Origin of the sequence: Nocardioides aquaticus (assembly GCF_018459925.1) — a bacterium.
Taxonomy (GTDB): Bacteria; Actinomycetota; Actinomycetes; order Propionibacteriales; family Nocardioidaceae; genus Nocardioides; species Nocardioides aquaticus.
The window spans coordinates 216781-243258 of record NZ_CP075371.1 but is presented as its reverse complement, the minus strand read 5'-3'; the positions used below and the strand labels follow the sequence as shown (position 1 = coordinate 243258).

Sequence of the window (26478 nt, the reverse complement as noted above, 5' to 3'; positions counted from 1 at the left end):
GTCGCTCAGTCCTCCTGCAGCACGGCGAGGGCGGCCTGGACGCCGCCGGGGGTGAACGGGACGCCGGCGAGGCCGAGACCCATCTCCACCCCGCCCAGCGTGCCGACCAGGGACAAGTCCTCGAAGTGCCCGAGGTGACCGATCCGGAAGACCCGGCCGGCCAGCCTGGTCAGACCGGCCCCCAGCGACATGTCGAAGCGCTCCAGGATCAGGGCACGAAGCGCGTCGGCGTCGTGGCCCTCGGGCATCACCACGGCGGTCAGGACGCCGGAGTGCTCGCGCTCGTCGAGGCAGAGAATCTCAAGACCCCAGGCCTCGACGGCGGCGCGCGTGGCCCGCGCCCAGCGCTGGTGGCGCGCGAACACGTTCTCCAGGCCCTCGTCGGCCAGCATGTCGAGGGCGACCTCGAGGCCGTAGAGCAGGTTGGTGGCCGGGGTGTAGGGCCACATCCCCTTCTCGTTGGCCGCCAGGATCGGCGTCCAGTCCCAGAAGGAGCGCTTCATGCCTGCCGTGCGGTGGGCCTCGAGCGCCTTGTCGCTGACGGCGTTGAAGGACAGGCCCGGCGGCAGCATCAGGCCCTTCTGGGAGCCCGCGACGGTGACGTCGACCTTCCACTCGTCGTGGCGGTAGTCGATCGAGCCCAGCGAGGAGATCGTGTCGACGAGCAGCAGGGCCGGGTGGTCGACCGAGTCCATCGCCGCGCGCACGTCGCCGATCCGGCTGGTGACGCCGGTCGAGGTCTCGTTGTGGACCGCGCAGACGGCCTTGATCTCGTGCGCGGTGTCCGCGCCGAGGTGCGCGGCCACCGCGTCGGTGTCGACGCCGTGGCGCCAGTCGCCGGCCACCATCTCGACCTCGAGGCCGAGCTCGAGGGCCATGGACTGCCACAGCGTGGCGAAGTGGCCGGTCTCGAAGCACAGCACCTTGTCGCCGGGGCTCAGGGTGTTGACCAGCGCGGCCTCCCAGGCGCCGGTGCCGGACGCCGGGTAGATCACCACCGGGTTGGTGGTGCCGAAGACCGGCTTGATCTTCTCCAGCACCCGGGTGCCGAGCGCGGCGAAGGTGGGGCCCCGGTGGTCGATGGTCGGGGCCGAGATCGCCCGCAGCACCTCGTCCGGACAGTTCGTGGGACCGGGGATCTGCAGGAAGTGGCGACCCATGGGAATCCTCTCGTCCCGGGCCGCGGCGCAGGCCGCCAACCCGAGGATTTATCCGTCCAGCGGAAGTTCTCTACCGCTAAGTGGAGCGTAATCGTGACGTGGGCCACGCGTCCAGCCGCCTGAGTCGCTTCTCTCCCAGGGCTTGACGAGACCTGAGTCACACGCCAGGGTCAGTGCAGCGAAAACTCTCTTCCGCTTGGCGGAATGAACCCGGAGGTCCTGTCCCTTGTCCATCGCTCTCGTCGCCATCATCGCGCTCCTCGTGCTGAGCGTGATCTTCCTGCTCTCCACGTTCCTACCGATCCACATGGGCGTGCTCGCCATCTCGGCCGCGTTCGTCCTCGGCATCCTGCTGCTGCCGGGCGGCTTCAGCCCAGACGCCCTCGACGAGAAGTCCGGGATGATCGCCGACGGGTTCCCCGGGGACCTGTTCATCACCCTGGCCGGCGTCACCTTCCTGTTCGGCATCGCCAAGAACAACGGCACCGTCGACTGGCTGGTCCACGCCTCCGTACGCCTGGTCGGCGGGCGGGTGGCCCTGATCCCGTGGGTGTTCTTCGGCGTCACCGGCGTCCTGACCGGCATCGGCGCCGTCGTGCCGGCCGCGGTCGCGATCATCGCCCCGATCGGAATGACCTTCGCCCGCCGGTACGGCATCAACCAGGTCCTGATGGGCCTGATGGTGATCAACGGCGCCACGGCCGGCGGCTTCTCCCCCCTGAGCATCTTCGGCGCGATCACCAACGACACGGTCGCCAGCGCCGGGCTCGACGGCAGCCCGCTGTTCCTCTTCCTGGCCTCGTTCGTCTTCAACGTCATCCTCGGCGCCATCACCTTCGTCATCTTCGGCGGGCGCAAGCTCCTGGGCGTGCGCGACGCCGGCGACGGCGAGCTGGTCTCGGCCGACGGCTCCAAGGTCAGCCGGTTCCGCGAGGGCCCGGCCGAGCAGACCGGCCAGAGGACGGCCTCGGCGTCCAGCGCCTCCCCGCACGCCAAGCCGGGCGACGCACCCGTCACCACGCTCGACTTCCACCGGAGCCTCACCATCGCCGGGATGGTCGTCCTCACCCTGGGCGCCTTCTTCCTCGGGCTCGACGTGGGCTTCTTCTCCTTCCTGATCGGGTCGCTGCTGTGCCTGATGAACCCGAAGATCACCAAGGGCGCGGTCAGCGAGATCGCCTGGCCGACGATCCTGCTGGTCTGCGGCATCGTGACCTACGTCAGCCTGCTGCAGAACCCGGCGCTCGACCCGGCGGGCGAGCGTGACGTGATCACGTACTTCGGGGACTGGGCCGCCGGGCTCGGCGCCGCCGTGATCGCCGCCCTGCTCGTGCTCTACGTCGGCGGCATCGTGTCGGCCTTCGCCTCCACCACCGGCATCCTCGGCGCGCTGATCCCGCTCGCGGTCCCGTTCCTGGACGGCCCCACGGCCGTGCTGGGCGTGGTCGCCCTGGTCACCGCGCTGGCGATCTCGTCCTCCACGGTGGACTCCTCGCCGTACTCCACCTCCGGAGCACTGGTGGTGGCCAACGCCAACGAGGCCGACCGGGACCGGGTGTACAAGAGCCTGCTCACCTGGGGGTTCTCGATGGTGGCGGTCGTCCCGCTCGTCACCTGGGTGCTGTTCATCCTGCTCGGCGACCAGGCGCTCGGCCTGTCGCTGCTGCAGTGACGCCCCCGGCGGCCGGAGCCCCGGCCGCCTGAGCCCCCCGGGCTCCACGGAGGGGAGGTGTGCCGATCGGCGCGCCTCCCCTTCCGCACATCGATAGGATCCTTCCGATCAACGAGAAGAATGCAGGGGTGGCCGTGGCCGCGGAGGAGTCCCGCTCGACGGGCGGCGTGCAGTCGATCGCCCGCGCGTTCCGTCTGCTCGAGATCGTGGCCACCAACGGCGGCGTGATGGGCCTGTCGCAGCTCGCGGTGGAGTCCGGGTTCCCGCTGCCCACGATCCACCGGGCCGTGCGCACCCTCGTCGACCTCGGCTACCTGCGCCAGGAGCCGTCCCGCCAGTACGCCCTCGGCCCGCGCCTGCTGCTGCTCGCCGAGAGCTCCTCGACGATGCTCAACACCCTCGCGGCCCCGCACCTGCGACGGCTGGTCGACGAGCTCGGCGAGACCGCGAACCTGGCCCTGCTCGACTCCGACCGGATCGCCTACGTCGCCCAGGTCCCCGGACGCCACTCCATGCGGATGTTCACCGAGGTCGGGCGCCGGGTGCTCCCCCACTGCACGGCCGTCGGCAAGGTGCTGCTGTCCACGACCGCCGCGCCCGAGGTGCACGACCTCCTGGTCCGCACCGGGATGCCCCGCTACACCGACCACACCCTCACCGACGAGGTGTCCTTCGGCGCCGAGCTCGACCGCACGCGGGAGCGCGGTTACGCCGTCGACGAGGGCGAGCAGGAGGTCGGCGTGCGCTGCGTGGCCGTCGCGGTGCCCCAGGTCGGTCCGCGGCCGGGCGCCCGGCTCGCGGTGTCGATCTCGGGCCCGGCCCCCCGGATGACCGACGAGCTGCTCGCCGAGGCCGTCCCCGCGCTGCACCGCGCGGCCGCGGCGATCGCGGACGACCTCGCCTGACCGGGCCCCCGACGAGCGGACCGACCACACGAGCGGGTGAGAGCCCCCGGGTCATAGTTGAACGGTCAACGCGACCGTGCCGCCCCCGGGCAGCCGGTCGCTCCCGTACGAGAGGACCCCTGTGACCGTCTCCGTCCCCGCCCTGTCCGCCGCCTCCGCCGACGCCTCCTTCGAGAAGGTGCAGCTCGAGCGCCGCGACCTGCGCCCCGACGACGTCCGCATCGACATCCGCTGGGCCGGCATCTGCCACAGCGACATCCACACCAAGCGCGAGGAGTGGGGCCCGGCCTCCTTCCCGCTCACCCCCGGCCACGAGATCCTCGGCACCGTGCTCGAGGTCGGCCCCGAGGTCACCACCCACGCCGTCGGCGACGTCGTCGGCGTCGGCTGCTTCGTCGACTCCTGCCTGGACTGCGCCGCCTGCAAGGACGGCGAGGAGCAGTACTGCGAGAAGGGCGGCGTCGGCACCTACGGCGTCCAGGGCTACGACGGCGAGATCACCCAGGGCGGCTACAGCGGCCAGGTCGTGGTCCGCGACCACTTCGTGGTCAAGGTCCCTGACGCCTTCGACGAGTCGCAGTACGCCGGCGTCACCCCGCTGCTGTGCGCCGGGATCACCACCTACCACCCGCTCAAGGAGCACGGCGTCGGGCCGGGCACCCGCGTGGGCGTCATCGGCCTCGGCGGCCTCGGCCACGTCGGCGTCAAGATCGCCGCGGCGATGGGCGCCGAGGTCAGCGTGCTGTCCCGCACCGACGCCAAGAAGGAGGACGGCCTGTCCTTCGGCGCGCAGCACTACTACGCGACCGAGGACGAGTCGGTCTTCGACGAGCTCGCCGGCTCCTTCGACGTGCTGCTCAACACCGTCGGCTCGGGCATCCCGCTCGACTCCTTCATGGGCCTGCTGGCCCGCGGCGGCGTGATGCACAACGTCGGCGCCCCGGAGGAGAACCTCGAGGTCAGCGCGTTCTCGCTGCTGGCCAACCGCCGCCAGATCGCCGGCAGCATGATCGGCGGCCTCCCCGAGACGCAGGAGATGATCGACTTCTGCGCCGAGCACGGCGTCACCGCCACGGTCGAGGTCATCTCGGCCGACCAGGTCGACGACTACTACGACAAGGTCGTCTCGGGCGACGTGCGCTACCGCGCCGTGATCGACACCGCGACGCTGGAGGCCTGAGCCTCCGCACGCACCTCCGCACGATCCCGACGCGGGTCGGACCTCCGGGTCCGGCCCGCGTCCGCGCGTCCGGGACGGGGTGGCTACTCGCAGACCCGCCCGGCGCCCGGGAGCTGGTAGACCGCGGTCACCGCGTCGTGGTCGGACGCGGCCGAGGGGCGGACGGCCGCGGCGAGCGGGACCACGTCGGCGGACTGGTAGAGCCGGTCGATGCGCGCCTTGCCCCGGCCCGCCGGGTGCGTGGCGCCCTGGCCGCCGCCGACGTCGAACCAGGTGTCGCGCAGCACCCCGTTCAGGCTCGCGCCCACCGCGCCGGTCGGGCTGGAGTTGAAGTCGCCGCCCAGCACCGCCGGGTTGCCGGTCGCGGCGCGGCGGGCACCGATGATGCCGGCCACGCTCCGGGCCTGCTGGGCGCGCAGGGCCGCGGCCTGCGGGGTGTGCTGCAGGTGGGTGTCGAAGACATCGAGGCGGGTGCCCCCGACGTCGAGCGTCGCGCGCAGCAGCCCGCGCTGCTCGAGACCGCCGCTGTTGGGCAGCCGCGAGTTGGCCTGCTCGACGATCGGGAACCGCGAGAGCACGGCCGTGCCGTACTGCGTGCGGGCGCCCTTGCGGGCGTTGTAGCCGAAGGCCCAGTCCATCCCCAGGCCGGCGGCGAGGTCGGCCGGCTGGTCGCTGCGGGCCGCGTCACCGCCGAGGCGGTAGACCTCCTGCAGGATCGCGACGTCGACGTCCCAGGAGGCGATGTCGGCGCGGACCCGGCCGAGGTCGTAGCCCCGGCCGGAGCGCGACCCGGCGCCCAGGATGTTGTAGGTGGCGACCCGGACCGTCGTGGACGGCGCGGGCACGCAGCTGCGCTCCCGGGACCGCGCCCGCGCGCCGCGGACGGACCCGACGGGTCCGGCGGCCTGCTCGGCGCTGCGGGCGAGGTCCTCCAAGGCGTCGGCGACGCCACCGTCACTGCCACCGCCGCCCGTCCGCTCGATCGGGGGGCCCGCCTCCAGCACCTCACCGGGCCCGGGGTCGACGGGCTCGGGGGCCTCGAGGGGCTCGACGGGCTCTGCCGGGTCCGGGTCCGCGGCCTCCGGCGGCGCCGAGGCCTCGGCGTCGGCCGCGGAGGTCATCGAGGCGGTGACGGTGTCGTCGGTGACGGCGCGGACCCCGAAGAACCCGCCCACGACGAGCAGCAGCACCAGCCCGCCGACCTGCAGGACCTGGCCGGACGGGCGGCGGCGCCCGGCCGGGCGCGCGTCGGGGCGCTCCTGGCCGTCGGGTCCGCCGCTGGTGCTCACTCCCGCATCGTCCCCCATGCCCGGTGACCCGCCCCCGCCCGTCCGTCCCTCAGGCGTCGATGACGACCGGGATGATCATCGGGGTGCGCCGGAACGCGCGCTGCGCCCAGCGACCGACGTCGCGCCCGATCATCTGCTCCAGGCGCCGGGAGTCCCCGATGCCCTCGGAGGCGGCGCGCGAGAGCGTCTTCTCGATCACGGTCACCGCGGGGTCGAAGGCGCGGGGGTCGTGCTCGAAGCCGCGGACCAGGAAGTCCGGCGGGTCGGCGAGCTTGCCGGTGTCGGCGTCGACGATGGCCAGCACCGTCACCACGCCCTCCTCGGCCAGCGTGCGGCGGTCCTTCAGGGTGGCCTCGGTGACCCCGCCGACGACGTTGCCGTCGACGTAGACGTTGCCCGCGGCGACCTTGCCGGTGACCTTCGCGCGACCCTTGACCAGGTCGATCACCACGCCGTCCTCGGCCAGCACGACGCGGTCGGCGTCCATGCCGGTGCTGATCGCGAGGTCGGCGTTGGCGCGCAGGTGGCGGAACTCGCCGTGGACGGGCATCACGTGGCGCGGCTTGACGATGTTGTAGCAGTACACGAGCTCGCCGGCGCTGGCGTGGCCCGAGACGTGCACCTTGGCGTTGCCCTTGTGCACCACGTTGGCGCCCCAGCGGGTCAGGCCGTTGATCACGTTCGAGATGGCGTTCTCGTTGCCGGGGATGACCGAGCTGGCCATCAGGATGGTGTCGCCCTCGCCGACGCGGATCTTGTGGTCGCGGCTGGCCATCCGCGACAGCGCGGCCATCGGCTCGCCCTGCGAGCCGGTGCAGATCAGGGTGGCCTTGTTCGGCGCCATCTTCTCCAGCTGGTCCAGCGGCACGATCAGGTTCGGCGGCACGGTGAGGTAGCCGAGGTCCTGCGCGACGCCCATGTTGCGGACCATGGAGCGGCCCACGAAGGCGACCTTGCGGCCGTACGCGTGGCTCTGGTCCAGCACCTGCTGGATCCGGTGCACGTGGCTGGCGAAGCTGGAGACGATCACCCGTCGCGGCGCGGTCCGGAAGACCTGCTCGATCGCGGGGGTCAGGTCGCGCTCGGCGGTGGTGAAGCCGGGGACCTCGGCGTTGGTGGAGTCGGTGAGGAACACGTCGACGCCCTCGTCGCCCAGCCGGGCGAAGCCGCGGAGGTCGGTGATCCGGCGGTCCAGGGGGAACTGGTCCATCTTGAAGTCGCCGGTGTGCAGCACCAGCCCGGCGGAGGTGCGGATCGCGACGGCGAGGCCGTCGGGGATGGAGTGGTTGACCGCGAGGAACTCGAGGTCGAAGGGCCCGTACGTCGTGCCGGTGCGGTCGCCCTCCTTGACCTGGTGCACCTTCGGGACGATCCGGTGCTCCTTCAGCTTCTCCTTGATCAGGGCCAGCGTCAGGCGCGAGCCGACCACGGGGATGTCGGCGCGCTCGCGCAGCAGGTAGGGCACCCCGCCGATGTGGTCCTCGTGACCGTGGGTCAGGACGATCGCCTCGATCTTGTCCAGGCGGTCCCGGATCCAGGTGAAGTCCGGGAGGATCACGTCGACGCCGGGCTGGTGCTCCTCGGGGAAGAGCACCCCGCAGTCGACGATCAGCAGCCGGCCGGCCTGCTCGAACACGGTCATGTTGCGGCCGATCTCGCCGAGGCCGCCGAGGGCGACGATGCGCAGGCCGTCGTTCGGCAGGCGGGGCGGCTTCTGGAGCTCGGGGTGGGGGTGGCTCATGGGTGGTCCGTTCTTCAGCGGTGGGTCGCGGTCTCGTCTGACCGCGGGCGTCGGTGGTGCGGGTTCTCGTGGGTGCTGCGCGTACGGGTGGTGCGGGTCGTGCGGAAGGTCGTGGGCCGCCAGTCTCGCGGCAGCGGCGTGATGGTGCACATCGTGGCGCGGAGCCGGTCGGGGGCCGTCACCGGGGACGGGTCGGGCCGGTGGCCAGGTAGACGGTGCAGGACGACGTGCCGCCGGTGGCGGCGTTGTCGAAGGTGACCACGTGGGAGGTCGCCCCGGCGAAGGCCGTGCCCATCGCCGCCAGCACCGCGTCGTCGGGCGGCTCGTCGGACCACAGCGCGAGCACGCCGGCCGGGTCCAGCAGCGCCGCGACCGCCGCCAGGCCGCCCGGCGAGTAGAAGTCGCCGTGGTCGGGGCGCAGCAGGCGGTCCGGGGCGTGGTCGATGTCGACGAGGACGGCGTCGTACTCCCCGTCGTGGGCGCGGGAGCGGACGAGCGCGAAGAAGTCGTCGTGGAGCAGGGTCGTGCGGGGGTCCGCGGCCAGGCCGCGGGTGTCGGGGAAGAGGTCGCGGCGGTGCCACTCCACGACGCGCTCGACGGCCTCGACCACGGTGACGTGGGCGACGCGGGGGTCGGCCAGCGCGGTGGCGGCGGTGTAGCCGAGGCCGAGGCCGCCGACCAGCACCCGCAGCGCGTCCCCGGTCAGCGCGCGCAGGGCGATCCGGGCCAGCTCCTCCTCGGTGGCGGTGAACTGGCTGGTCATCAGGAAGTCGTCGTCGAGCTTGACCTCGAAGACCTCCCGGTCGGTCACCAGGTCGTGACGGCGCCTCAGGCTGACGACGCCCCAGGGCGTCTCGGCGTGGTCCAGCTCCTCGAAGCGGCTGCCGCCCCCACGTCCGGCCATCCGTCGCCCACCTCCCCGGTCCTGCCTGGCTCCCGACCCTACCCTGACGCGGCGGGAGGGTTTCGGTCCCGAGCGGGACGGCCGCTAGCCTCGGCGGCCAGGAGCGGCAGCGAGCAGGGGGCGGAGGACGATGGGCACGGAGCAGCGAGCGACCGGGCACAGCCAGATCGGCGAGGTCGCCGCGCGCACCGGGCTGAGCCTGCGCACGATCCGCTACTACGAGGAGGTCGGCCTCGTGCCGCCCTCGGCCCGCTCGACCGGCGGGTTCCGCCTCTACGCCGAGTCCGACGTCGCCCGCCTCGAGCTGGTGATGCAGATGAAGCCGCTGGACTTCTCCCTCGACGACATGCGCGACCTGCTCGAGGTCGTCGACGCGCTCGAGCAGGGCCCGTCGGCGGCGGAGCGGACCGGGCTGCTCGAGCGGCTGGCGGTCATCCACACCGCGGCCGAGGAGCGGGTGGCCACCCTGCGCCGCCGGCTCGGGGTCGCCGAGGCGTTCGCCGCCGGCCTCGGCGAGCGGCTGGATTCGGGCGGCCCGCTCCCACCGACGTAGATTCGTCGGTGATGTCCACCCACTCCGACTCCCGCCCCCGGCGCACCTTCGCCGTGATCAGCCACCCCGACGCCGGCAAGTCCACCCTGACCGAGGCGCTGGCGCTGCACGCCGAGGTCATCGGCGAGGCCGGGGCCGTGCACGGCAAGGGCCACCGCAAGGCGACGGTGTCGGACTGGATGGAGATGGAGAAGGCGCGCGGCATCTCGATCACCTCCGCGGCCCTGCAGTTCGAGTACGAGGGCCACGTGGTGAACCTCGTCGACACCCCCGGCCACGCGGACTTCTCCGAGGACACCTACCGCGTGCTGTCGGCCGTCGACTCCGCGGTGATGCTGGTCGACGCCGCCAAGGGGCTGGAGCCGCAGACGCTGAAGCTCTTCCAGGTCTGCGCGCACCGCGGGATCCCGGTGGTGACGGTGATCAACAAGTGGGACCGCCCCGGCCTGGACCCGTTCGGTCTGATGGACAGCATCCAGCAGCAGATCGGCCTGCGCCCGACCCCGCTGACCTGGCCGGTCGGCGAGGCCGGCGACTTCCGCGGCGTGCTGGACCGCCGCTCGGGCGACTACATCGCCTACACCCGCACCGCGGGCGGCGCGACCAAGGCGCCCGAGAAGCGGATGGACGCCGCGGCCGCGCGTGCCTCCGTCGGAGACCTGTGGGACGAGGCCGAGGAGGGCCACGAGCTGCTGTCCATGGACGGCGCCGACCACGACCAGGAGACCTTCCTGGCCGGTCGGACCACGCCGGTGCTGTTCGGCTCGGCGCTGCAGAACTTCGGCGTCGCGCAGATCCTGGACATCCTGCTCGACCTCGCCCCGCCCCCGGGTCCCACGCCGGCCGTCGACGGCTCGGTGCGCGAGGTCGGTGACGACTTCAGCGCCTTCGTGTTCAAGGTGCAGTCCGGGATGAACGCCGCGCACCGCGACCGGCTCGCGTACGCCCGGGTCTGCTCCGGCGTCTTCGAGCGGGGGATGGTCGCCACGCACGCGGCCACCGGCCGTCCGTTCACCACCAAGTACGCCCAGGCCGTCTTCGGCCGCGAGCGCGCCTCGGTCGAGATCGCGCTGCCCGGCGACATCATCGGCCTGGTCAACGCGCACGCGCTCCGGGTCGGCGACACCATCCACGCCGGCCGCGCGGTGACCTACCCGCCGATCGCCAGCTTCGCCCCGGAGCACTTCGCCACCGTGGCCGTGACCGACACCGGTCGCTGGAAGCAGTTCCGCAAGGGCATGGAGCAGCTGGACCAGGAGGGCGTGATCCAGGTGCTGCGCTCGGAGCTGCGCGGGGAGCACGCCCCGGTGCTGGCGGCCGTGGGCCCGATGCAGTTCGAGGTCGTGCAGGCCCGGCTCGAGAGCGAGTACCAGGCGCCGGTCCGCCTGGAGCACCTCCACTACCAGATGGCGCGGCGCGTCGAGCCCGAGCAGGCCGCCGAGGTCGGCGCCCTGCGCGACGTCGAGGTGATGACGAGGACCGACGGCACGCTGCTGGCGCTCTTCCCGGACAAGTGGCGCCTGCAGGCCATCGAGCGGCTCAACCCGCACCTGCGGCTGCACAGCCTGGTCGCCGGGGTGGAGTGAGCAGGGCCACCTGCTCCACGTCGTCCTCGACGGCAACTCTTCCCTCACGTCAGGGTAGAGTCGCGCCACGTGAGTGACACCGCCCTGGCCGGGCCCCCCGCCGAGACCCACACCGTCATGGGCGCCCTGCGCCGACCCGCGGTCCTGCGCCGCGAGGTCGTCGCCGGCCTCGTGGTGGCGCTGGCGCTGATCCCCGAGGCCATCTCGTTCTCGATCATCGCCGGCGTCGACCCGCGGGTCGGGCTCTTCGCCTCCTTCACGATGGCGGTCTCCATCGCCTTCCTCGGTGGTCGGCCGGCGATGATCTCGGCCGCCACCGGCGCCATCGCCCTGGTGATCGCACCGGTGATGCGGGAGCACGGCCTGGACTACCTGATCGCCACCGTGATCCTGGGCGGGCTGATCCAGGTCGCGATGGCCCTGCTCGGGGTCGCGAAGCTGATGAGGTTCGTGCCGCGCTCGGTCATGGTCGGTTTCGTCAACGCGCTGGCCATCCTGATCTTCACCGCCCAGCTGCCGTACCTCATCGACGTGCCGTTCCTGGTCTACCCGATGGTGGCCGTCGGGATCCTGGTGATGGTCGTGCTGCCCCGGGTGAGCACCGCCGTGCCCGGCCCCCTGGTCGCGATCGTGCTGCTCACGGTCGCCACCGTCGCCGCCGGCCTGACGCTGCCCGACGTCGGCGACGAGGGCGAGCTGCCCGACAGCCTCCCGACGCTGCTGCTGCCCGACGTGCCGCTGACCCTGGAGACGCTGCAGATCATCGCGCCGTACGCCCTGGCGATGGCGCTGGTCGGGCTGCTCGAGTCGCTGCTGACCGCCAAGCTCGTCGACGACATCACCGACACCCGCTCCGACAAGACCCGCGAGTCCTGGGGCCAGGGCGCCGCGAACGTGATCACCGGCTTCTTCGGCGGCATGGGCGGCTGCGCGATGATCGGCCAGACGATGATCAACGTGAAGGCCTCCGGCGCCCGCACCCGGATCTCGACCTTCTGCGCCGGGCTCTTCCTGCTCGTCCTCGTGGTCGGGTTCGGCGACGTCGTGGCCACGATCCCGATGGCCGCCCTGGTCGCCGTCATGATCATGGTCGCCGTCGGCACCTTCGACTGGCACAGCATCACCCCCGGCACGCTGCGGCGGATGCCGAAGTCGGAGACGCTGGTGATGCTGGTGACCGTCGCGGTCACCGTCACCACCCACAACCTCGCCATCGGCGTGGTCAGCGGCGTGCTCGTCGCGATGGTCCTCTTCGCCCGCCGCGTCGCGCACCTGACGCAGACCCACCGCGAGGTCGTCCAGGACGGCGGCGTCGAGACCGCGGTCTACCGCGTCACCGGGGAGCTGTTCTTCGCCTCGAGCAACGACCTCTACACCCAGTTCGAGTACGCCGACGACCCGCAGCGCGTGGTCATCGACCTCTCGGCGTCCCACGTGTGGGACGCCTCGACGGTGGCCTCCCTGGACGCGATCACCACCAAGTACGCCCGCAAGGGCAAGCAGGTCGAGATCCGCGGCCTGAACGACAGCAGCGCCGACCGGCACGAGCGTCTCTCCGGGCGGCTCTCCGCGCACTGACGGGCGGTCCGGGCGGGGCGCGCCCCCGCCCCCGCCGGGGTGGAGCGGGCCCCCGGGTCCACCGCGGTTCAATGCGGCATGCCTCCTGCCGACCGCAGCCGCTGATGGCCCTCGTCGACGCCGACGCGGGGCTGCTCCTCACCGCCGCGCCCGGCACGGGCAGCACCGCTCTGCGCGAGGCGCTGCTCTCCCAGCGCGACGTCACCGAGGTGCCGCCCCCGGGCGAGGTGCGGGTCGCGGGCGTCGACGCCAAGCACGGCACCGCGCGCGAGCTGGTGGCCGCGGGCCTGCTGCCCGCCGACCACGGGCTCCGGGTCGTCACCACGACCCGGAACCCGTTCGACTTCTACGTCGCGGAGTACGAGCGCACCCGCACCCGCTGGGTGCACGAGCTGCGCGACCCGACGTCGTGGGTGCACGTCACCCCGGGCGCCGTCGACTCGGTCGTCGACGCGCTCACCCTGGAGTTCGACGCCTGGCTGTCCCGGGCGCTCGGCGGGTCCGCGCGCCCCCGCCGCGTCAACGCCGGCCACGTCGACGAGGCGGACGTCGTGCTGCGCATGGAGCACCTCGAGGCCGACCTGCGCGAGCTCACCGGCCTCGACCTCGACGTGCCGCCCACCAACGTCACCGACCGCGAGCGCGCGTGGTGGCGCTCGTACGGCGTCGAGGGCCGCCGCCTCGTCGAGCAGGCGCACGCCACGGACCTGGCGCGGTTCGGCTACGCCTTCTAGCTCTTGCCCGCCGGGTCTCGAGACGCTCGCTCCTCGACCACCGTGCTGCGCCAGCTCCTCCTCAGCGGCCCATCGAGAAGAACTCCGGGTTGGGCTGCAGGCCGAAGAGGTGAGCCAGGCGGTTGGACGCGGCGAAGAGCGCGGTGATCGAGCCGACGTCCCACACCTCGTCCACGCTCAGCCCGGCCGCCCGCGCCGCGGCGACGTCCGTCTCGCCGAAGCCGCCGGGGTCGCCGGCCAGCGCGATGGCCAGGTCGACGATCGCCCGCTGCCGCGGCTCGAGGTCCGCGCCGCGAGGGTGGGTCGCCACGTGGTCGGCCAGCTGCGGGTCCTTGCCGCGGATCCGCAGGACGGCGCCGTGCGCCACCACGCAGTAGAGGCAGTCGTTCAGTCCCGACGTGGCCACCACGACCAGCTCCCGCTCGGCCTTCGACAGTCCGTCGTCGGAGTCCATCAGCGCGTCGTGGTAGTCCAGGAACGCCCGCAGCTCGGCCGGCCGGCGGCCCAGGGCGCGGAAGATGTTCGGCACGAACCCGGTCTTCTCGACCAGCGGCTCGAGCCGCTCGCGCAGGTCGTCGGGCAGGTCGGCGACCTCGACGGTGCCGAACCGGCTGACCGGCCGCTCGCGCCGCATCCCGCTCACAGGCCGAGCCTCGTGGCCGTGGTCTCGCGCATCTCGACCTTGCGCACCTTGCCGGTCACCGTCATCGGGAACTCCTCCACGACCATCACGTAGCGCGGGACCTTGAAGTGCGCGAGCCGCCCGTCGCAGAACGCGCGCACCGCCGCCGTGTCGAGCGGCTCGGTGCCGGCCTTCATCTTGATCCAGGCGCACAGCTCCTCGCCGTACTTCTCGTCCGGGACCCCGATCACCTGCACGTCCTCGATGTCGGGGTGGGTGTAGAGGAAGTCCTCCACCTCGCGCGGGTAGACGTTCTCCCCGCCGCGGATCACCAGGTCCTTGATCCGCCCGACGATGTTGCAGTAGCCGTCGGGGCGCATCTCGGCGAGGTCACCGGTGTGCATCCAGCCGTCGGCGTCGATCGCCTCCGCGGTCTTCTCCGGCTCCTCCCAGTAGCCGAGCATCACCGAGTAGCCGCGGGTGCACAGCTCGCCGGTCGTCCCGCGACCGACGGTCTCCCCGGTCGCCGGGTCGACCACCTTGATCTCCAGGTGCGGGTGCACCCGGCCGATCGAGGCCGTACGCCGGTCGAGGTCGTCGTCGGCGCGCGTCTGGCAGGAGACCGGGGAGGTCTCGGTCATCCCGTAGGCGATCGCCACCTCGCTCATGTTCATCTCGGCGATGCACCGCTTCATCACCTCGACCGGGCAGATCGAGCCGGCCATGATCCCGGTGCGCAGCGAGGACAGGTCGTGCTCGGCGAAGGTCGGGTGGTTCTGCATCGCGATGAACATCGTCGGCACGCCGTAGACGCCGGTGCAGCGCTCGTCGACGATCGCGCGCAGCGTCGCCTCGGGGTCGAACCCCGGCGCCGGGATCACCATCGTGGTGCCGTGCGAGGTGCAGCCGAGGTTCGCCATCACCATCCCGAAGCAGTGGTAGAAGGGCACCGGGATGCACAGCCGGTCCTCCGGCCCGAGGTGGATCAGCTCGGTGGTGAAGAAGCCGTTGTTCAGGATGTTGCGGTGGCTCAGGGTCGCGCCCTTGGGCCGGCCGGTCGTGCCGGAGGTGTACTGGATGTTGATCGGGTCGCGCGCGTCGAGGGTGGCCATCCGCTCGGCCACCGCCCCGGCCGGCACCCCGGCGCCCTCGGCCAGCAGCGCGTCCCAGTCGTCGGTGTCGACGAACACCGCGCGCTCGAGCGCCGGGCACTCGCCGCGCACCTGCTCGACCATGCCGCGGTAGTCGCTGGTCTTGAACGACGACGCGGCCAGCAGCAGCCGCATCCCGGACTGGTTCACCGCGTAGGCCAGCTCGTGGGTCCGGTACGCCGGGTTCACGTTGACCAGGACCACACCGGTCTTGGCGGTGGCGTACTGCGCGATCGTCCACTCGGCGCAGTTCGGGGCCCACACGCCCACCCGGTCGCCGCGCTCCAGGCCCGCGCCGATCAACCCGCGCGCCAGCGCGTCCACGTCGGCGTCCAGCTCGGTCCAGGTCCAGCGGCGCCCGCTGGCCACCTCCACCAGGGCCTCGGCGTCGGGGTGCGCGCGCACCGTGGCCTCGAAGTTCTCGCCGATGGTCTCCTCCAGGAGCGCAGGCTCGCTCGGGCCGCGGTCGTAGGACGTCTCCGTGCTCATGGGAGGGACGGTAGGCAGCACGAGATGTGGGTCACACCTCCGAAGGGAGGTTCGGCCCTCCCCGGGCCGAACGCGGTAGGGCATCCTGTGCTGTGACCCAGCCCACAGGGGTGTGGTGGAGCAGGAGGAGAAGCGTGCCGACGTCGACCGAGATGGTCCTCAGCCGCCTGAGCCCGGCGCTGCCCGCGTGGCGCAGCACCAGCGGGATGGACCTCGCCTTCGGCAGCGTCGTCGACGACCGCTCCGGCTCCCTGCAGATCCTGTGCACCCTCGGCACCCGCACCCGCGCCCTCGACCACCTGGAGATCACCCCGGGCACGGGCCTCGGCGGCAAGGCGCTCGCCCTGTCCCGACCCACCAGCGTCGGCAACTACGAGAACGCGCGCGGCATCACGCACCACTACGACCACGCCGTGCGCAGCGAGGCCATCGTCACCACGGCCGCCGTCCCGATCATCGTGACCGGCCGGGCCCGGGCCGTGGTCTACCTCGGCAGCACCACCGAGCTGCCCCTCGGCGACCGCTGGTTCGACTCCCTCGACCCGCTGCGCCGGCGGCTGCAGCACGAGATCCTCGTCGAGGACGAGGTCCGGGCGCGCCTGGAGGCGCTGGAGGCCGCCCAGGCCTCCCTGCGCCCCGACCCCAGCGCCGCGGAGCTGGCGTCGGTGGCCCGGGAGCTGGGCGAGGTGGCCGCCCGGCTCGGCACGTCGGCGATCAGCGCCCAGCTCGACCGGATCCGCCAGCGCCTCGACGGCGGTGCCGCGGTCGACCACGGCGTCACCCTGCCCGACGGGTCGTCGCTGACCCGCCGCGAGCTGCAGGTGCTGGTCGAGGCCGCGCGCGGGCTGTCCAACCGCCAGATCGCGGCCAACCTCGGCCTGCTGCCCAACACCGTGAAGTCGTACTTCCAGGACCTGCTGCGCAAGCTCGACTGCGCCAACCGGGTGCAGGCCATCGACCTGGCCCGCCGCTCCGGCTGGATCGACTGACCCCGGCCCGCATAACGATCTGGACGTGTCCCGGATCACACCTCTGATCGGAGGTAGGCAGGCGTCCGCGCACCCCTCAGTCTCAGCGGACGCGACGCCGCCTGCGACCCACGTCACCCGGGCGGCCTGACGGAGGGACACCCAGTTGAGCGAGCACCCGGGCGCGGACCAGGCACCGCCCGTGCTGTCGATCACGGACCTGGTCACCGGCTACGGCACCAGCACCCGCGTCCTCGACCACGTCGACCTGGCCGTGCGCCCCGGGACGGTCGTCGCGGTCCTGGGCAGCAACGGGGCCGGCAAGTCGACCCTGCTCCGGGCCATCTCCGGCACGCTCGGCATGCACGGCGGCTCGATCCGCTCCGGCAGCATCGAGTTCGAGGGCCAGGCGCTGCACCGCCTCGCCCCCGCGGCGGTCACGCGGGCCGGCGTGGTGCAGTCCCCCGAGGGCCGCCAGGTCTTCGGCCGGATGACGGTCGAGGAGAACCTCGCGGTCGGCGGCCTGACCACCCCGCGTGCGCGCCGGTCGGCCTCCCGCGACCGGGTGATGGACCTGTTCCCCCGGCTCGCCGAGCGCAGCCGGCAGCGCGCCGGTCTCCTCTCCGGCGGCGAGCAGCAGATGCTGGCCATCGGCCGCGCGCTGATGGCCGAGCCGAAGGTGCTGCTGCTCGACGAGCCCTCCCTCGGCCTCGCGCCGCTGCTGATCGACCAGATCGGCCAGATCGTCACGACCATCAACGAGCAGGGCACGCCCGTCGTCCTGGTCGAGCAGAACGCCGCCATGGCGCTGCGGGTCGCCCACGACGCCGTCGCCCTCGAAGTCGGCCGGGTCGCCATCCGCGGCACCGCGGCCGAGCTCGCCGGCTCCGACGCCGTGAAGGCGCTCTACCTCGGCGGGCACGGCGGCACCGACCACGGTGACGACCCCGACGAGGACGCAGGCACCGACCAGCAGCGGCGTACGAGCCGCCCGACCCTGACCAGGTGGACCCGATGAGCACCGCCGCCACCGAGCCCGCGCCGAGCGCCGGGGACGTCCCGACGCTGCACGTCGAGGACGTCACCGTGCGCTTCGGCGGCGTCACCGCGCTCGACCACGTCAGCTTCGACGTCCGCCCGGCCACGATCCACGCCGTGATCGGACCCAACGGCGCCGGCAAGTCGACCTGCTTCAACGTCGTCTCCGGTCTCTACAAGGTCAGCGAGGGCACCGTCCGCTTCGGCGACGACGTCGTCGTCGGCCGGCGTCCGCACCAGCTGGCCCACCTCGGCATCGGCCGCGCCTTCCAGAACGTCTCCCTGTCGGGCCACACCACGGTCCTCGACACGGTGATGCTCGGGCGGCACGCGCTGACCTCCGGCGGGTTCCTCAGCGCCGGGCTGCGGCTGCCGAAGATGCGCAAGGAGCAGGCGCGCCACGCCGACCGCGTCGCCGAGATCTGCGCCTTCCTCGGCCTGGGGGACCGGCTCCACCGCCCGGTCACCGAGCTGTCGTACGGCGACCAGAAGCGCGTCGACATCGCCCGCGCGGTCGCCACCGAGCCGAAGCTGCTGATGCTCGACGAGCCCGCCGCGGGGATGAACGAGGGCGAGACCCGCGACATGGCCCGCACCATCACCGACCTGCGCGACGCGCTCGGCATCTCGGTGCTCCTCGTCGAGCACGACATGGCCCTGGTGATGGGGATCGCCGACCACGTCACCGTCCTCGACTTCGGCAAGCGGATCGCCGACGGCACCCCCGCCGCAATCCAGCAGGACCCGGAGGTCATCCGCGCCTACCTCGGCGACCTGGCCGCCGAGGGCGTCACCGCCGACGACCTCGACACCCACCACCACCACCACGACCACCACCACGACCACCACCACGACCACCACCACGACCACCCCGCCACCTCGGGCCCCACGGAAGGCACCTCGTCGTGACCACCCTGCTCCAGCTCACGGTGAACGGCGCGGGCCGCGGCGCGGTCTACGCGCTGCTCGCCCTCGGCTTCGTCATCATCTTCCGCGCGACCGGGGTGGTGAACTTCGCGCACGGCTCGCTGGTCCTCGCCGGCGGCTACGTCGCCTACCGGTTCTCCGACCAGGGCTTCCTGGTGGCCGGGGTCGCGGGCGTCCTGACCGCGGGCCTGCTCGCGCTCTTCATCGAGCGCGTCCTGGTGGCCCGCAGCCGCAACGCCGACCCGATCGCGCTGGTGCTGCTCACCATCGGCGTCGACGTGATCGTGACCGAGGAGGTCGCCCGGCGCCTCAGCACCGACGCGCCGTTCCTGCGGCCGCCGTGGGCGCAGGAGGTGATCCGCTTCGGCGAGATCACCGTCCTGGTCGGCCAGCTCGTGGCCCTCGGGACCGGGCTGGTGCTGATCGGCGCGCTGCTGGCGCTCTTCCGCTTCACCGGGTGGGGCCTGAGCATGCGGGCCCAGGCCGAGAACCGGGAGGCGGCCGCGCTGATGGGCGTCCGCAACGCCCAGGTCACCGCCGCCGCCTGGCTGGTCGCCGGGCTCCTGGCCGGGGTCGCGGTCCTCTTCCTGGCCACGCCGGACTTCTCCGGCTCCGGTGTCTCCCGCGCCACGCACTTCCTGGCGCTGGTGGCCTTCCCGGCCGCGATCCTCGGCGGCCTCGACTCCGTCTTCGGCGCGGTGGTCGGCGGGTTCGTCGTCGGGCTCACCGAGGCCTACGCCGCGCAGTACATCGGCTTCGACTTCGCCAAGAGCGCGGTGTTCCTGGTGATGCTCGCCGTCCTGGTCGTCCGTCCCTCCGGCCTGTTCGGCACCGTGGAGGTGCACCGTGTCTGACACCCAGAAGCTCGACCGACCGACCGAGCCTGCGGCCACCCCGACCGCGACGCCGGCCACCAGCCGTACCCGGACCCTGGTCCGCGTCGTCCTGGGCGTGGCCCTGCTGCTGGTCCTGCTCGCGTTCCCCCTCTACGTCGACGCCACCTGGCTGCGCGTCGGCGAGTTCGTCATGGTCAGCGCGGTCGCCGCGATCGGGCTGACCCTGCTGACCGGCCACTGCGGCCAGCTCTCCCTGGGCACGCCGTTCTTCATGCTGGTGGGCGCGACGACGTACGCCACGCTGGCCAGCGACCCGGTCGCCGAGTCCGGCCTGGTGGCCCTCGGGTGGCCGTCGCTGCTGGCCCTGCTCGGCGCGATCGTGGTCAGCGGGCTCGCCGGCCTGGCCTTCGCGCCGGTCGCCGGCCGGGTCGGGGGCATCTACCTGTCGGTGGCGACCCTGGCGCTGGTCTACCTCGGCCTCTACCTCGGCCAGCGGTTCTCCGAGCTCACCGGCGGCGCCGCGACCGGCCGCCCCTCCCCCGCCTTCGAGGTGCTCGGGTTCTCCTTCACCACCGCTCAGCCGGAGTTCCTGCTCCTCGGCGTGCCGCTCAACGCCCCCGAGCGCACCTGGTACCTGTTCCTGGTCTTCACCGCGATCGCCTTCGTCCTGGCCACCGGCGCCGTGCGCTCCCGCCCGGGCCGCGCCTGGCGCGCGGTGCGGGACAACCCGGCCTCGGCGACCGCGATGGGCGTCGACGTCGCCCGGACCCGGGCCGGCGCCTTCGTGGTCTCCTCGGCCTACGCCGGCCTCGCGGGGGTCATGACCATCCAGTGGTTCGGGCTGCTCAAGGCCGACGAGAACGAGTTCGACGGCTCCTGGTCCATCACCGTCGCGATCGGGCTGCTGGCGATGATCATCATCGGCGGGCTCGGCTCGATCACCGGCGCCGTCGTCGGTGCCGCGTTCGTCTCCGGCTTCCCGCTCGCCCTGAACGTGCTCGTCCCCCAGGTCGGCTTCCTGCAGGACCTCACCACCGGCGACGGCGGCTTCACGCCGGTCGTGCTGACCGCCTATGCCTACGGCGCCCTGATCGTCCTGCTCGTGATCTTCGAGCCAGGGGGCCTGGCCGCCATCGCCCGCCGACTCACCCACCGCTTCACGCGCGTCACCACCCGATGAAGAACCCCCAGAGAAGAGGCACCATGAAGACCCGACGCCTACTGGCCACGGCCGCCGTCGCGACCCTGGCCCTCACGGCCTGCAGCAGCAAGAGCACCGACAGCTCCGGGGAGGGCGGTGCGGCGGCGCCCGGCGTCACCGACGACACCATCGCCCTCGGCGTGCTGACCGACCAGAGCGGGCCGTTCATCCAGCTCGGCACCGGCACCGTCGACGGCCACCAGATCTGGGCCGACGAGGTCAACGCCGCCGGCGGCATCTGCGGTCGCCAGATCGAGCTCGTGGTGCGCGACCACGGCTACCAGGCCGACGCCGGCGTGCTGGCCTACCAGGAGCTGCTGCCCGAGGTGCTCGGGTTCATGCAGATCCTGGGCTCGCCGGTCATCGCCGCGCTCGACCAGCAGCTGATCGACAACGAGACCACCTCGGTGGCGCTGTCGTGGTCCTCGTTCCTGCTCAAGAACCCGTACGTCGTCATCCCCGGCACCACCTACGACGTCGAGATGGTCAACGGCCTCTCCTACCTCCTCGAGCAGGGCGAGATCGCCGAGGGCGACACCGTCGGCTTCGTCTACCTCGAGGGCGAGTACGGCGAGAACGGGCTGCTCGGTGCGGAGTACTTCGCCGAGCAGCACGACATCACGCTCGAGGCCGTCAAGGTGCTGCCCACCGACACCGACCTGCGCAACGTCGTCACCGGCCTGCGCGGCGCGGACGTCTCGGCCATCGGCCTGACCACCACCCCGTCGCAGACCCTGTCGGTGGCCACGGTGGCCGCGCAGCTGGGCCTCGACGTCCCGCTGGTCGGCAACAACCCGACCTTCGCCCCGGCCATCCTCACCGAGGACACCCAGGCCGCCCTGGAGAACTACTACCTCGTGGGCAGCGCGACGCCGTACAGCTCCGACGTGCCCAAGGCCGCCGAGGTGGCCACCGCCTACGAGGAGCTCGGCAAGTCCGAGCCCGCGAACGCCGGCATCCCCTACGGCTACGCCATCGGGGAGATCTGGGGCCAGGTGCTCGAGGCCTCCTGCGACGACCTGACCCGCTCGGGCATCCAGGACGCCCTGGCCTCGAGCACCGACGTCACCACCGACGAGCTCGTCGCCGACCTCGACCTCACCTCCCCCGGCTCGCCGGCGACGCGCGAGGTCTACATCGCCACCGCCGACATCGACGCCGAGGGCGGCCTGACGCAGCAGGGCGACCTGTTCACCTCCCCCGACGCCGAGAGCTACGTGGCGCCCGAGGAGCAGTAGCACCCGATCGACGACGGGCCCGTCGCGGCCTCCGGTGACGGAGGCGGCGGCGGGCCCGGCCCGCACCCACCCCGAGGAGCCCCCGGCATGACCACCGCCCCCACCACCCGTCCCGCCACGCAGGCCTACCGCGCCGCCCGCGACCAGCTCCTCGCCCTGTACGGACGGCACGAGCAGGCGGTCGCCGAGTTCCGCTGGCCCGACCTGGGACCCGAGTTCTGCTGGGCCGTCGACTGGTTCGACCGGGTCGCGGAGGGCAACGACCGCCCCGCGCTGGTGATCCTCGAGCAGGACGGCACCCGCCGCGAGCTCAGCTACGACCAGATGCGCCGCACCTCCAACCAGCTCGCGCGGTGGATGCAGGAGCGGGGCGTACGCCGCGGGGACGCCGTCATCGTCATGCTCGGCAACCAGGTCGAGCTGTGGCAGTGCATGCTCGCGGTGATGAAGCTCGGCGCCGTCGTCATGCCGACCGCCACGGCCGCCGGCCCGGACGACCTGCGCGACCGGGTCGCACGCGGCGGGGCCCGCCACGTCGTGTGCAACCCCGCCGACGCCCCCAAGCTGGCCGGGACCGCCGACGACCTGGGCCGCTTCTGCGTGGGCGCGGCCGACGGGTGGGACGACCTGACCGCCGTCGACGGCCTGGACGACGCCGACCTCCCGCACCCGGGCACCAGCCCCGACGACCGGCTGCTCCTCTACTTCACCAGCGGCACGACGAGCCGCCCGAAGCTGGTCGAGCACACCCAGGTGTCCTACCCGGTCGGCCACCTGACCACGATGTTCTGGCTCGGGCTCCGCGCCGGCGACGTCCACCTGAACATCTCCTCGCCCGGCTGGGCCAAGCACGCGTGGTCCTGCTTCTTCGCGCCGTGGATCGCCGAGGCGACGATCTTCGTGCACAACTACGCCCGCTTCGACGCGGCCTCGTTGCTCACCGTGCTGCGCGAGGAGGGCGTCACCACGTTCTGCGCCCCGCCCACGGTGTGGCGGATGCTGATCAAGGCCGACCTCTCCGACGGCCCGGGGTCGCTGCGCGAGGTGATCGGCGCCGGGGAGCCGCTCAACCCCGAGGTGATCGACCAGGTGCAGCAGCGCTGGGGGCTGACCCTGCGCGACGGGTTCGGCCAGACCGAGATGACCGCCGCGGTCGGCAACACGCCGGGCTCGGTGGTCAAGCCGGGCTCGATGGGACGCCCGCTGCCGGGCGTACCGGTCGTGCTCGTCGACCTGCTGACCGGGGAACGCCTCGCGGGCGAGGGCGCCGAGGGCGAGCTCTGCCTGGACCTGGAGGGCCCGACCGGCCGGCCGCTGCCGCTGATGACCGGCTACCAGGGCGACCCCGAGCGGGACGCCGAGGCGATGGCCGGCGGCGTCTACCACACCGGCGACATCGCCTCCCTGGACGCGGACGGCTACCTGACCTACGTCGGTCGCACCGACGACGTGTTCAAGGCCTCCGACTACAAGGTCAGCCCGTTCGAGCTGGAGAGCGTGCTGATCGAGCACCCGGCGGTCGCCGAGGCCGCGGTCGTGCCGGCGCCCGACGCCGTACGCCTGGCCGTCCCCAAGGCCTACGTCGTCCTCGCCCCGGGCTTCGAGCCCACCGCGGAGACGGCGGTCGACATCCTGCGGCACACCCGTGAGCGGCTGCCGGCCTACCTGCGGATCCGCCGGATCGAGTTCGCCGAGCTGCCCAAGACCATCTCGGGCAAGATCCGCCGCGTCGAGCTGCGCGCCCGGGAGGAGGAGCTGGCCGAGGCCGGCACCGCCCGGGAGGCCGGCTGGGGCGACGACCAGTTCCCCGAGCTGCGCGGCGGCGCCGTCTAGGATCGCCCGGCACCCTCCCCCCTCTCGGATCGGACCCACGACGTGCTGCTGACGGCCCGCACCCTGCTCGCCACCTCGACCCTGCTGCTGCTCGCCTCGTGCGGCTCCGGCGAGGACACGGCCTCGGACGCCGCGCCCGCCGAGGAGGGGTCCTCGAGCGCCGCGCCGACCGAGTCCCCCAGCGCGCCCGAGACCAGCCAGGCGGAGATCGACGCGGAGATCGACGCGGTGGTGGGCGAGGTCCAGGGCGAGGCCACGACGGTCGGCCTCGACGTCGCGGGCTACGCCATCGACCAGGGCTTCGTGAACCCGAAGGACCAGGCCGACTTCGAGGCGAACGTCGACTACGCCAAGAGCCTGCGTCCGGGCAGCGAGGCCGGCTACGAGGTCATGGGCGACACCTTCCGGATCTGCGTCACCCGGTTCGACGGGGCCGAGCCGGTGGCCTGGGCGATCTACGACGGCAAGTCGGGGATCTCGGCCGGGGAGGCCGGCGCGCCGACCGAGCCGTTCTGCCCCTGACCCCGGACCGCGGGGGCGAGTCACCCGGTCGGTCGCGGTCCGGTGTCTAGCATCCGGTCATGACCCAGTACACCGAGTACGACGACGTCCTCGAGGGGGCGTGCCCCTTCGGCGGGAACAAGGTCGGCGGCGCCCAGACCTCCCGCCCCACGCTGCAGGACTGGTACCCCGACCGCCTCCGCGTCGAGCAGCTGCACCGTGACGGCGCGGCCGCGAACCCGCTGCGCGACCTGGACTACCCCGCCGCCTTCGCGACCATCGACCTCGACGAGCTCAAGGCCGACATCAAGAAGCTGCTGACGACCTCGGTGTCGTGGTGGCCCTCGGACTACGGCAACTACGCCCCGCAGATGATCCGGATGTCCTGGCACTCCGCTGGCACCTACCGGATCGCCGACGGTCGCGGCGGCGCCGGCGAGGCGATGCAGCGCTTCGCCCCGATCAGCAGCTGGTGGGACAACGGCAACACCGACAAGTCGCGTCGCCTGCTGTCCCCGATCAAGCAGAAGTACGGCAACCGCCTGTCGTGGGCCGACCTGATCGTGCTGACCGGCAACTGCTCGCTGGAGGTGATGGGCTTCCCGACCTTCGGCTTCGGCGGCGGGCGCCGCGACGCCTGGGAGCCCGACGACGCCGTGTACTGGGGTCCCGAGTACATCGACAACATGAACCCGCCGTCCGGCGACGCCATGGTGATGCGCGACCAGCGCTGGACCGGCGAGCCCGGCAGCGACGACTACGAGCTCGAGCAGCCGCTCGCGGCGTCCCACTCGGCCCTCATCTACGTCAACCCCGAGGGTCCCGAGGGCAACGGCGACCCGGCCGCCTCGGCGGTCGACATCCGGATCACCTTCGGCCGGATGGCGATGAACGACGAGGAGACGGTCGCGCTGATCGCCGGCGGGCACGCCTTCGGCAAGAGCCACGGCCAGGTCTCCCCGGACCGGATCGGCGTCCCGCCGGACGTCGCGCCGATGGAGTCGATGGGCCTGGGCTGGCACAACCCGCAGGGCAAGGGCAACGCCGAGGACACGATGACCAACGGCATCGAGGGCTCCTGGACGCCGAACCCGACCACCTGGGACAACGACTACCTCGAGAACCTCTTCCGCTTCGAGTGGGAGCAGACCGAGAGCCCGGCCGGCGCGCTGCAGTGGAAGCCGACCGACGCCACCGCCCCGACCACGCCGGACGCGCACCTCGAGGGCGTCGAGCACCCGCTGATGATGATGACCAGCGACATCGCGCTCAAGGTGGACCCGGTCTACCGGGCGATCTGCGAGCGGTTCCTGGCCGACTTCGACTACTTCACCGACCAGTTCTCGCGCGCCTGGTACAAGCTCACGCACCGCGACATGGGTCCGAAGGACCGCTACCTCGGCCCCGAGGTCGCCGCCGAGGACCTGCCCTGGCAGGACCCGCTGCCGAAGGCCGAGCACCCCGTCGTCGGCGACGCCGGGATCGCGAAGCTCAAGCAGGCGGTGCTGGACTCCGGCGTCTCGGTCTCCGACCTGGCCTTCACCGCCTTCTCCTCGGCGATCACCTACCGCGACACCGACAAGCGCGGCGGCGCCAACGGCGCCCGCCTCGCGCTGGCGCCGCAGAAGGACTGGCCGGTCAACGCCCGTACGGTGCCCGTGCTCGACGCCCTGCGGCGGGTGCGGGCCGACTTCAACAGCGGCGCGGAGCAGGTCAGCCTCGCCGACCTGATCGTCCTCGGGGGCTGCGTGGCGGTCGAGCAGGCCGCCGCGGCGGCCGGCGAGCCGGTCACCGTGCCCTTCACCCCGGGCCGGGTCGACGCGACCGACGAGCAGACCGACGTACCGACGTTCGAGTGGCTCGCGCCGGCCGTCGACGGGTTCCGCAGCTACCAGATGGACGACTGGGCCACCGTGGCCCCGGCGGTGTCGCCGGAGCAGATGTTCCTCGACAAGGCCGCGCTGCTGAGGCTGAGCGCACCGGAGTGGACCGTTCTCACCGGCGGGCTGCGCGTGCTGGGCTGCAACCACGACGGCTCCGCCGACGGGGTCTTCACCGACCGCGTCGGGGTGCTCACCAACGACTTCTTCACGACGTTGACCAGCACCGACTACGAGTGGACGAAGCAGGACGAGGCCGGCACCGCGTTCACCCTCGACGACCGCGAGACCGGCGCGCCGGCCTACTCGGCCAGCCGCCACGACCTGGTGTTCGGCGCCAACCAGCAGCTGCGCGCCGTGGCCGAGGTGTACGCCGCCAGCGACGGGCACGCGTTGTTCGTCCGGGACTTCGTGGCGGTGTGGGACAAGCTCATGATGGCCGACCGGTACGACGTCAAGAACACCTGACGCACCCCGCACCACCCCGGAGCC

At 72.4% G+C, this 26478-nt stretch carries 22 protein-coding genes; 16 read left to right on the top strand and 6 right to left on the bottom strand.

Annotated features, from left to right (window positions below; genetic code table 11):
- Window positions 1-5: 5 nt before the first annotated feature.
- Complete coding sequence (locus ENKNEFLB_RS01235) at window positions 6-1160, bottom strand: pyridoxal-phosphate-dependent aminotransferase family protein (RefSeq protein ID WP_214057542.1); 1155 nt, start codon at window positions 1158-1160, stop codon at window positions 6-8.
- A 226-nt stretch (window positions 1161-1386) separates the two neighbouring features.
- Between ENKNEFLB_RS01235 and ENKNEFLB_RS01230 the strand changes: the two genes are divergently transcribed.
- The 3 genes from ENKNEFLB_RS01230 (at window position 1387) to ENKNEFLB_RS01220 (ending at window position 4917) form a co-directional block, all read left to right on the top strand.
- A complete protein-coding gene (locus ENKNEFLB_RS01230) occupies window positions 1387-2832 on the top strand; it encodes an SLC13 family permease (RefSeq protein WP_214057541.1) in 1446 nt (481 codons plus the stop codon).
- A 128-nt stretch (window positions 2833-2960) separates the two neighbouring features.
- Window positions 2961-3737 (top strand): IclR family transcriptional regulator, encoded by a 777-nt coding sequence (locus ENKNEFLB_RS01225; RefSeq protein ID WP_246535769.1) that lies wholly within the window; start codon window positions 2961-2963, stop codon window positions 3735-3737.
- A gap of 121 nt (window positions 3738-3858) precedes the next feature.
- Window positions 3859-4917: an NAD(P)-dependent alcohol dehydrogenase gene (locus ENKNEFLB_RS01220; RefSeq protein ID WP_214057540.1), complete on the top strand. Its 1059-nt coding sequence runs from the start codon at window positions 3859-3861 to the stop codon at window positions 4915-4917.
- Window positions 4918-5000: 83 nt separating this feature from the next.
- On the opposite strand, the gene ENKNEFLB_RS01215 is transcribed toward ENKNEFLB_RS01220, so the two are convergent.
- From ENKNEFLB_RS01215 to ENKNEFLB_RS01205, 3 genes are all read right to left on the bottom strand, one after another.
- Window positions 5001-6206, bottom strand: coding sequence for an endonuclease/exonuclease/phosphatase family protein (locus ENKNEFLB_RS01215; protein WP_214057539.1), 1206 nt, complete (start codon window positions 6204-6206; stop codon window positions 5001-5003).
- 49 nt (window positions 6207-6255) lie between these two features.
- A complete protein-coding gene (locus ENKNEFLB_RS01210; protein ID WP_214057538.1) occupies window positions 6256-7947 on the bottom strand; it encodes a ribonuclease J in 1692 nt (563 codons plus the stop codon).
- Window positions 7948-8125: 178 nt separating this feature from the next.
- A complete protein-coding gene (locus ENKNEFLB_RS01205) occupies window positions 8126-8851 on the bottom strand; it encodes a polyamine aminopropyltransferase (protein WP_214057537.1) in 726 nt (241 codons plus the stop codon).
- A gap of 130 nt (window positions 8852-8981) precedes the next feature.
- Between ENKNEFLB_RS01205 and ENKNEFLB_RS01200 the strand changes: the two genes are divergently transcribed.
- From ENKNEFLB_RS01200 to ENKNEFLB_RS01185, 4 genes are all read left to right on the top strand, one after another.
- Complete coding sequence (locus ENKNEFLB_RS01200; protein ID WP_214057536.1) at window positions 8982-9404, top strand: MerR family transcriptional regulator; 423 nt, start codon at window positions 8982-8984, stop codon at window positions 9402-9404.
- An 11-nt stretch (window positions 9405-9415) separates the two neighbouring features.
- Window positions 9416-10990 (top strand): peptide chain release factor 3, encoded by a 1575-nt coding sequence (locus ENKNEFLB_RS01195; protein WP_214057535.1) that lies wholly within the window; start codon window positions 9416-9418, stop codon window positions 10988-10990.
- 69 nt (window positions 10991-11059) lie between these two features.
- The gene (locus ENKNEFLB_RS01190; protein WP_246535768.1) at window positions 11060-12568 is read left to right on the top strand and encodes a SulP family inorganic anion transporter; all 1509 of its coding nucleotides are present in this window, start codon (window positions 11060-11062) and stop codon (window positions 12566-12568) included.
- Window positions 12569-12672: 104 nt separating this feature from the next.
- Entirely contained in the window at window positions 12673-13302 is a 630-nt protein-coding gene (locus ENKNEFLB_RS01185; protein ID WP_214057534.1) for a hypothetical protein, read from the top strand.
- A 61-nt stretch (window positions 13303-13363) separates the two neighbouring features.
- On the opposite strand, the gene ENKNEFLB_RS01180 is transcribed toward ENKNEFLB_RS01185, so the two are convergent.
- Entirely contained in the window at window positions 13364-13936 is a 573-nt protein-coding gene (locus ENKNEFLB_RS01180; RefSeq protein WP_246536070.1) for a peroxidase-related enzyme, read from the bottom strand.
- Between the two features lie 5 nt (window positions 13937-13941).
- On the bottom strand, window positions 13942-15564 hold the full coding sequence (locus ENKNEFLB_RS01175; RefSeq protein WP_214057532.1) for an AMP-binding protein: 1623 nt from the start codon (window positions 15562-15564) through the stop codon (window positions 13942-13944).
- 134 nt (window positions 15565-15698) lie between these two features.
- Between ENKNEFLB_RS01175 and ENKNEFLB_RS01170 the strand changes: the two genes are divergently transcribed.
- From ENKNEFLB_RS01170 to katG, 9 genes are all read left to right on the top strand, one after another.
- Entirely contained in the window at window positions 15699-16553 is an 855-nt protein-coding gene (locus tag ENKNEFLB_RS01170) for a helix-turn-helix transcriptional regulator (RefSeq protein WP_214057531.1), read from the top strand.
- 145 nt (window positions 16554-16698) lie between these two features.
- Entirely contained in the window at window positions 16699-17550 is an 852-nt protein-coding gene (locus ENKNEFLB_RS01165) for an ABC transporter ATP-binding protein (protein ID WP_246535767.1), read from the top strand.
- The gene (locus tag ENKNEFLB_RS01160; RefSeq protein ID WP_214057530.1) at window positions 17547-18479 is read left to right on the top strand and encodes an ABC transporter ATP-binding protein; all 933 of its coding nucleotides are present in this window, start codon (window positions 17547-17549) and stop codon (window positions 18477-18479) included. Before ENKNEFLB_RS01165 ends, ENKNEFLB_RS01160 begins: the two co-directional genes overlap by 4 nt.
- A complete protein-coding gene (locus ENKNEFLB_RS01155; RefSeq protein ID WP_214057529.1) occupies window positions 18476-19351 on the top strand; it encodes a branched-chain amino acid ABC transporter permease in 876 nt (291 codons plus the stop codon). Before ENKNEFLB_RS01160 ends, ENKNEFLB_RS01155 begins: the two co-directional genes overlap by 4 nt.
- On the top strand, window positions 19344-20513 hold the full coding sequence (locus ENKNEFLB_RS01150) for a branched-chain amino acid ABC transporter permease (RefSeq protein ID WP_214057528.1): 1170 nt from the start codon (window positions 19344-19346) through the stop codon (window positions 20511-20513). The genes ENKNEFLB_RS01155 and ENKNEFLB_RS01150 overlap by 8 nt, the downstream gene beginning before the upstream one ends.
- Window positions 20514-20536: 23 nt before the next feature.
- A complete protein-coding gene (locus ENKNEFLB_RS01145) occupies window positions 20537-21772 on the top strand; it encodes an ABC transporter substrate-binding protein (RefSeq protein WP_214057527.1) in 1236 nt (411 codons plus the stop codon).
- Between the two features lie 87 nt (window positions 21773-21859).
- On the top strand, window positions 21860-23605 hold the full coding sequence (locus ENKNEFLB_RS01140; RefSeq protein ID WP_214057526.1) for an AMP-binding protein: 1746 nt from the start codon (window positions 21860-21862) through the stop codon (window positions 23603-23605).
- Window positions 23606-23647: 42 nt separating this feature from the next.
- Window positions 23648-24127: a hypothetical protein gene (locus tag ENKNEFLB_RS01135; RefSeq protein WP_214057525.1), complete on the top strand. Its 480-nt coding sequence runs from the start codon at window positions 23648-23650 to the stop codon at window positions 24125-24127.
- A 59-nt stretch (window positions 24128-24186) separates the two neighbouring features.
- On the top strand, window positions 24187-26454 hold the full coding sequence (gene katG / locus ENKNEFLB_RS01130) for a catalase/peroxidase HPI (protein WP_214057524.1): 2268 nt from the start codon (window positions 24187-24189) through the stop codon (window positions 26452-26454).
- The last annotated feature ends 24 nt before the right edge of the window (window positions 26455-26478 follow it).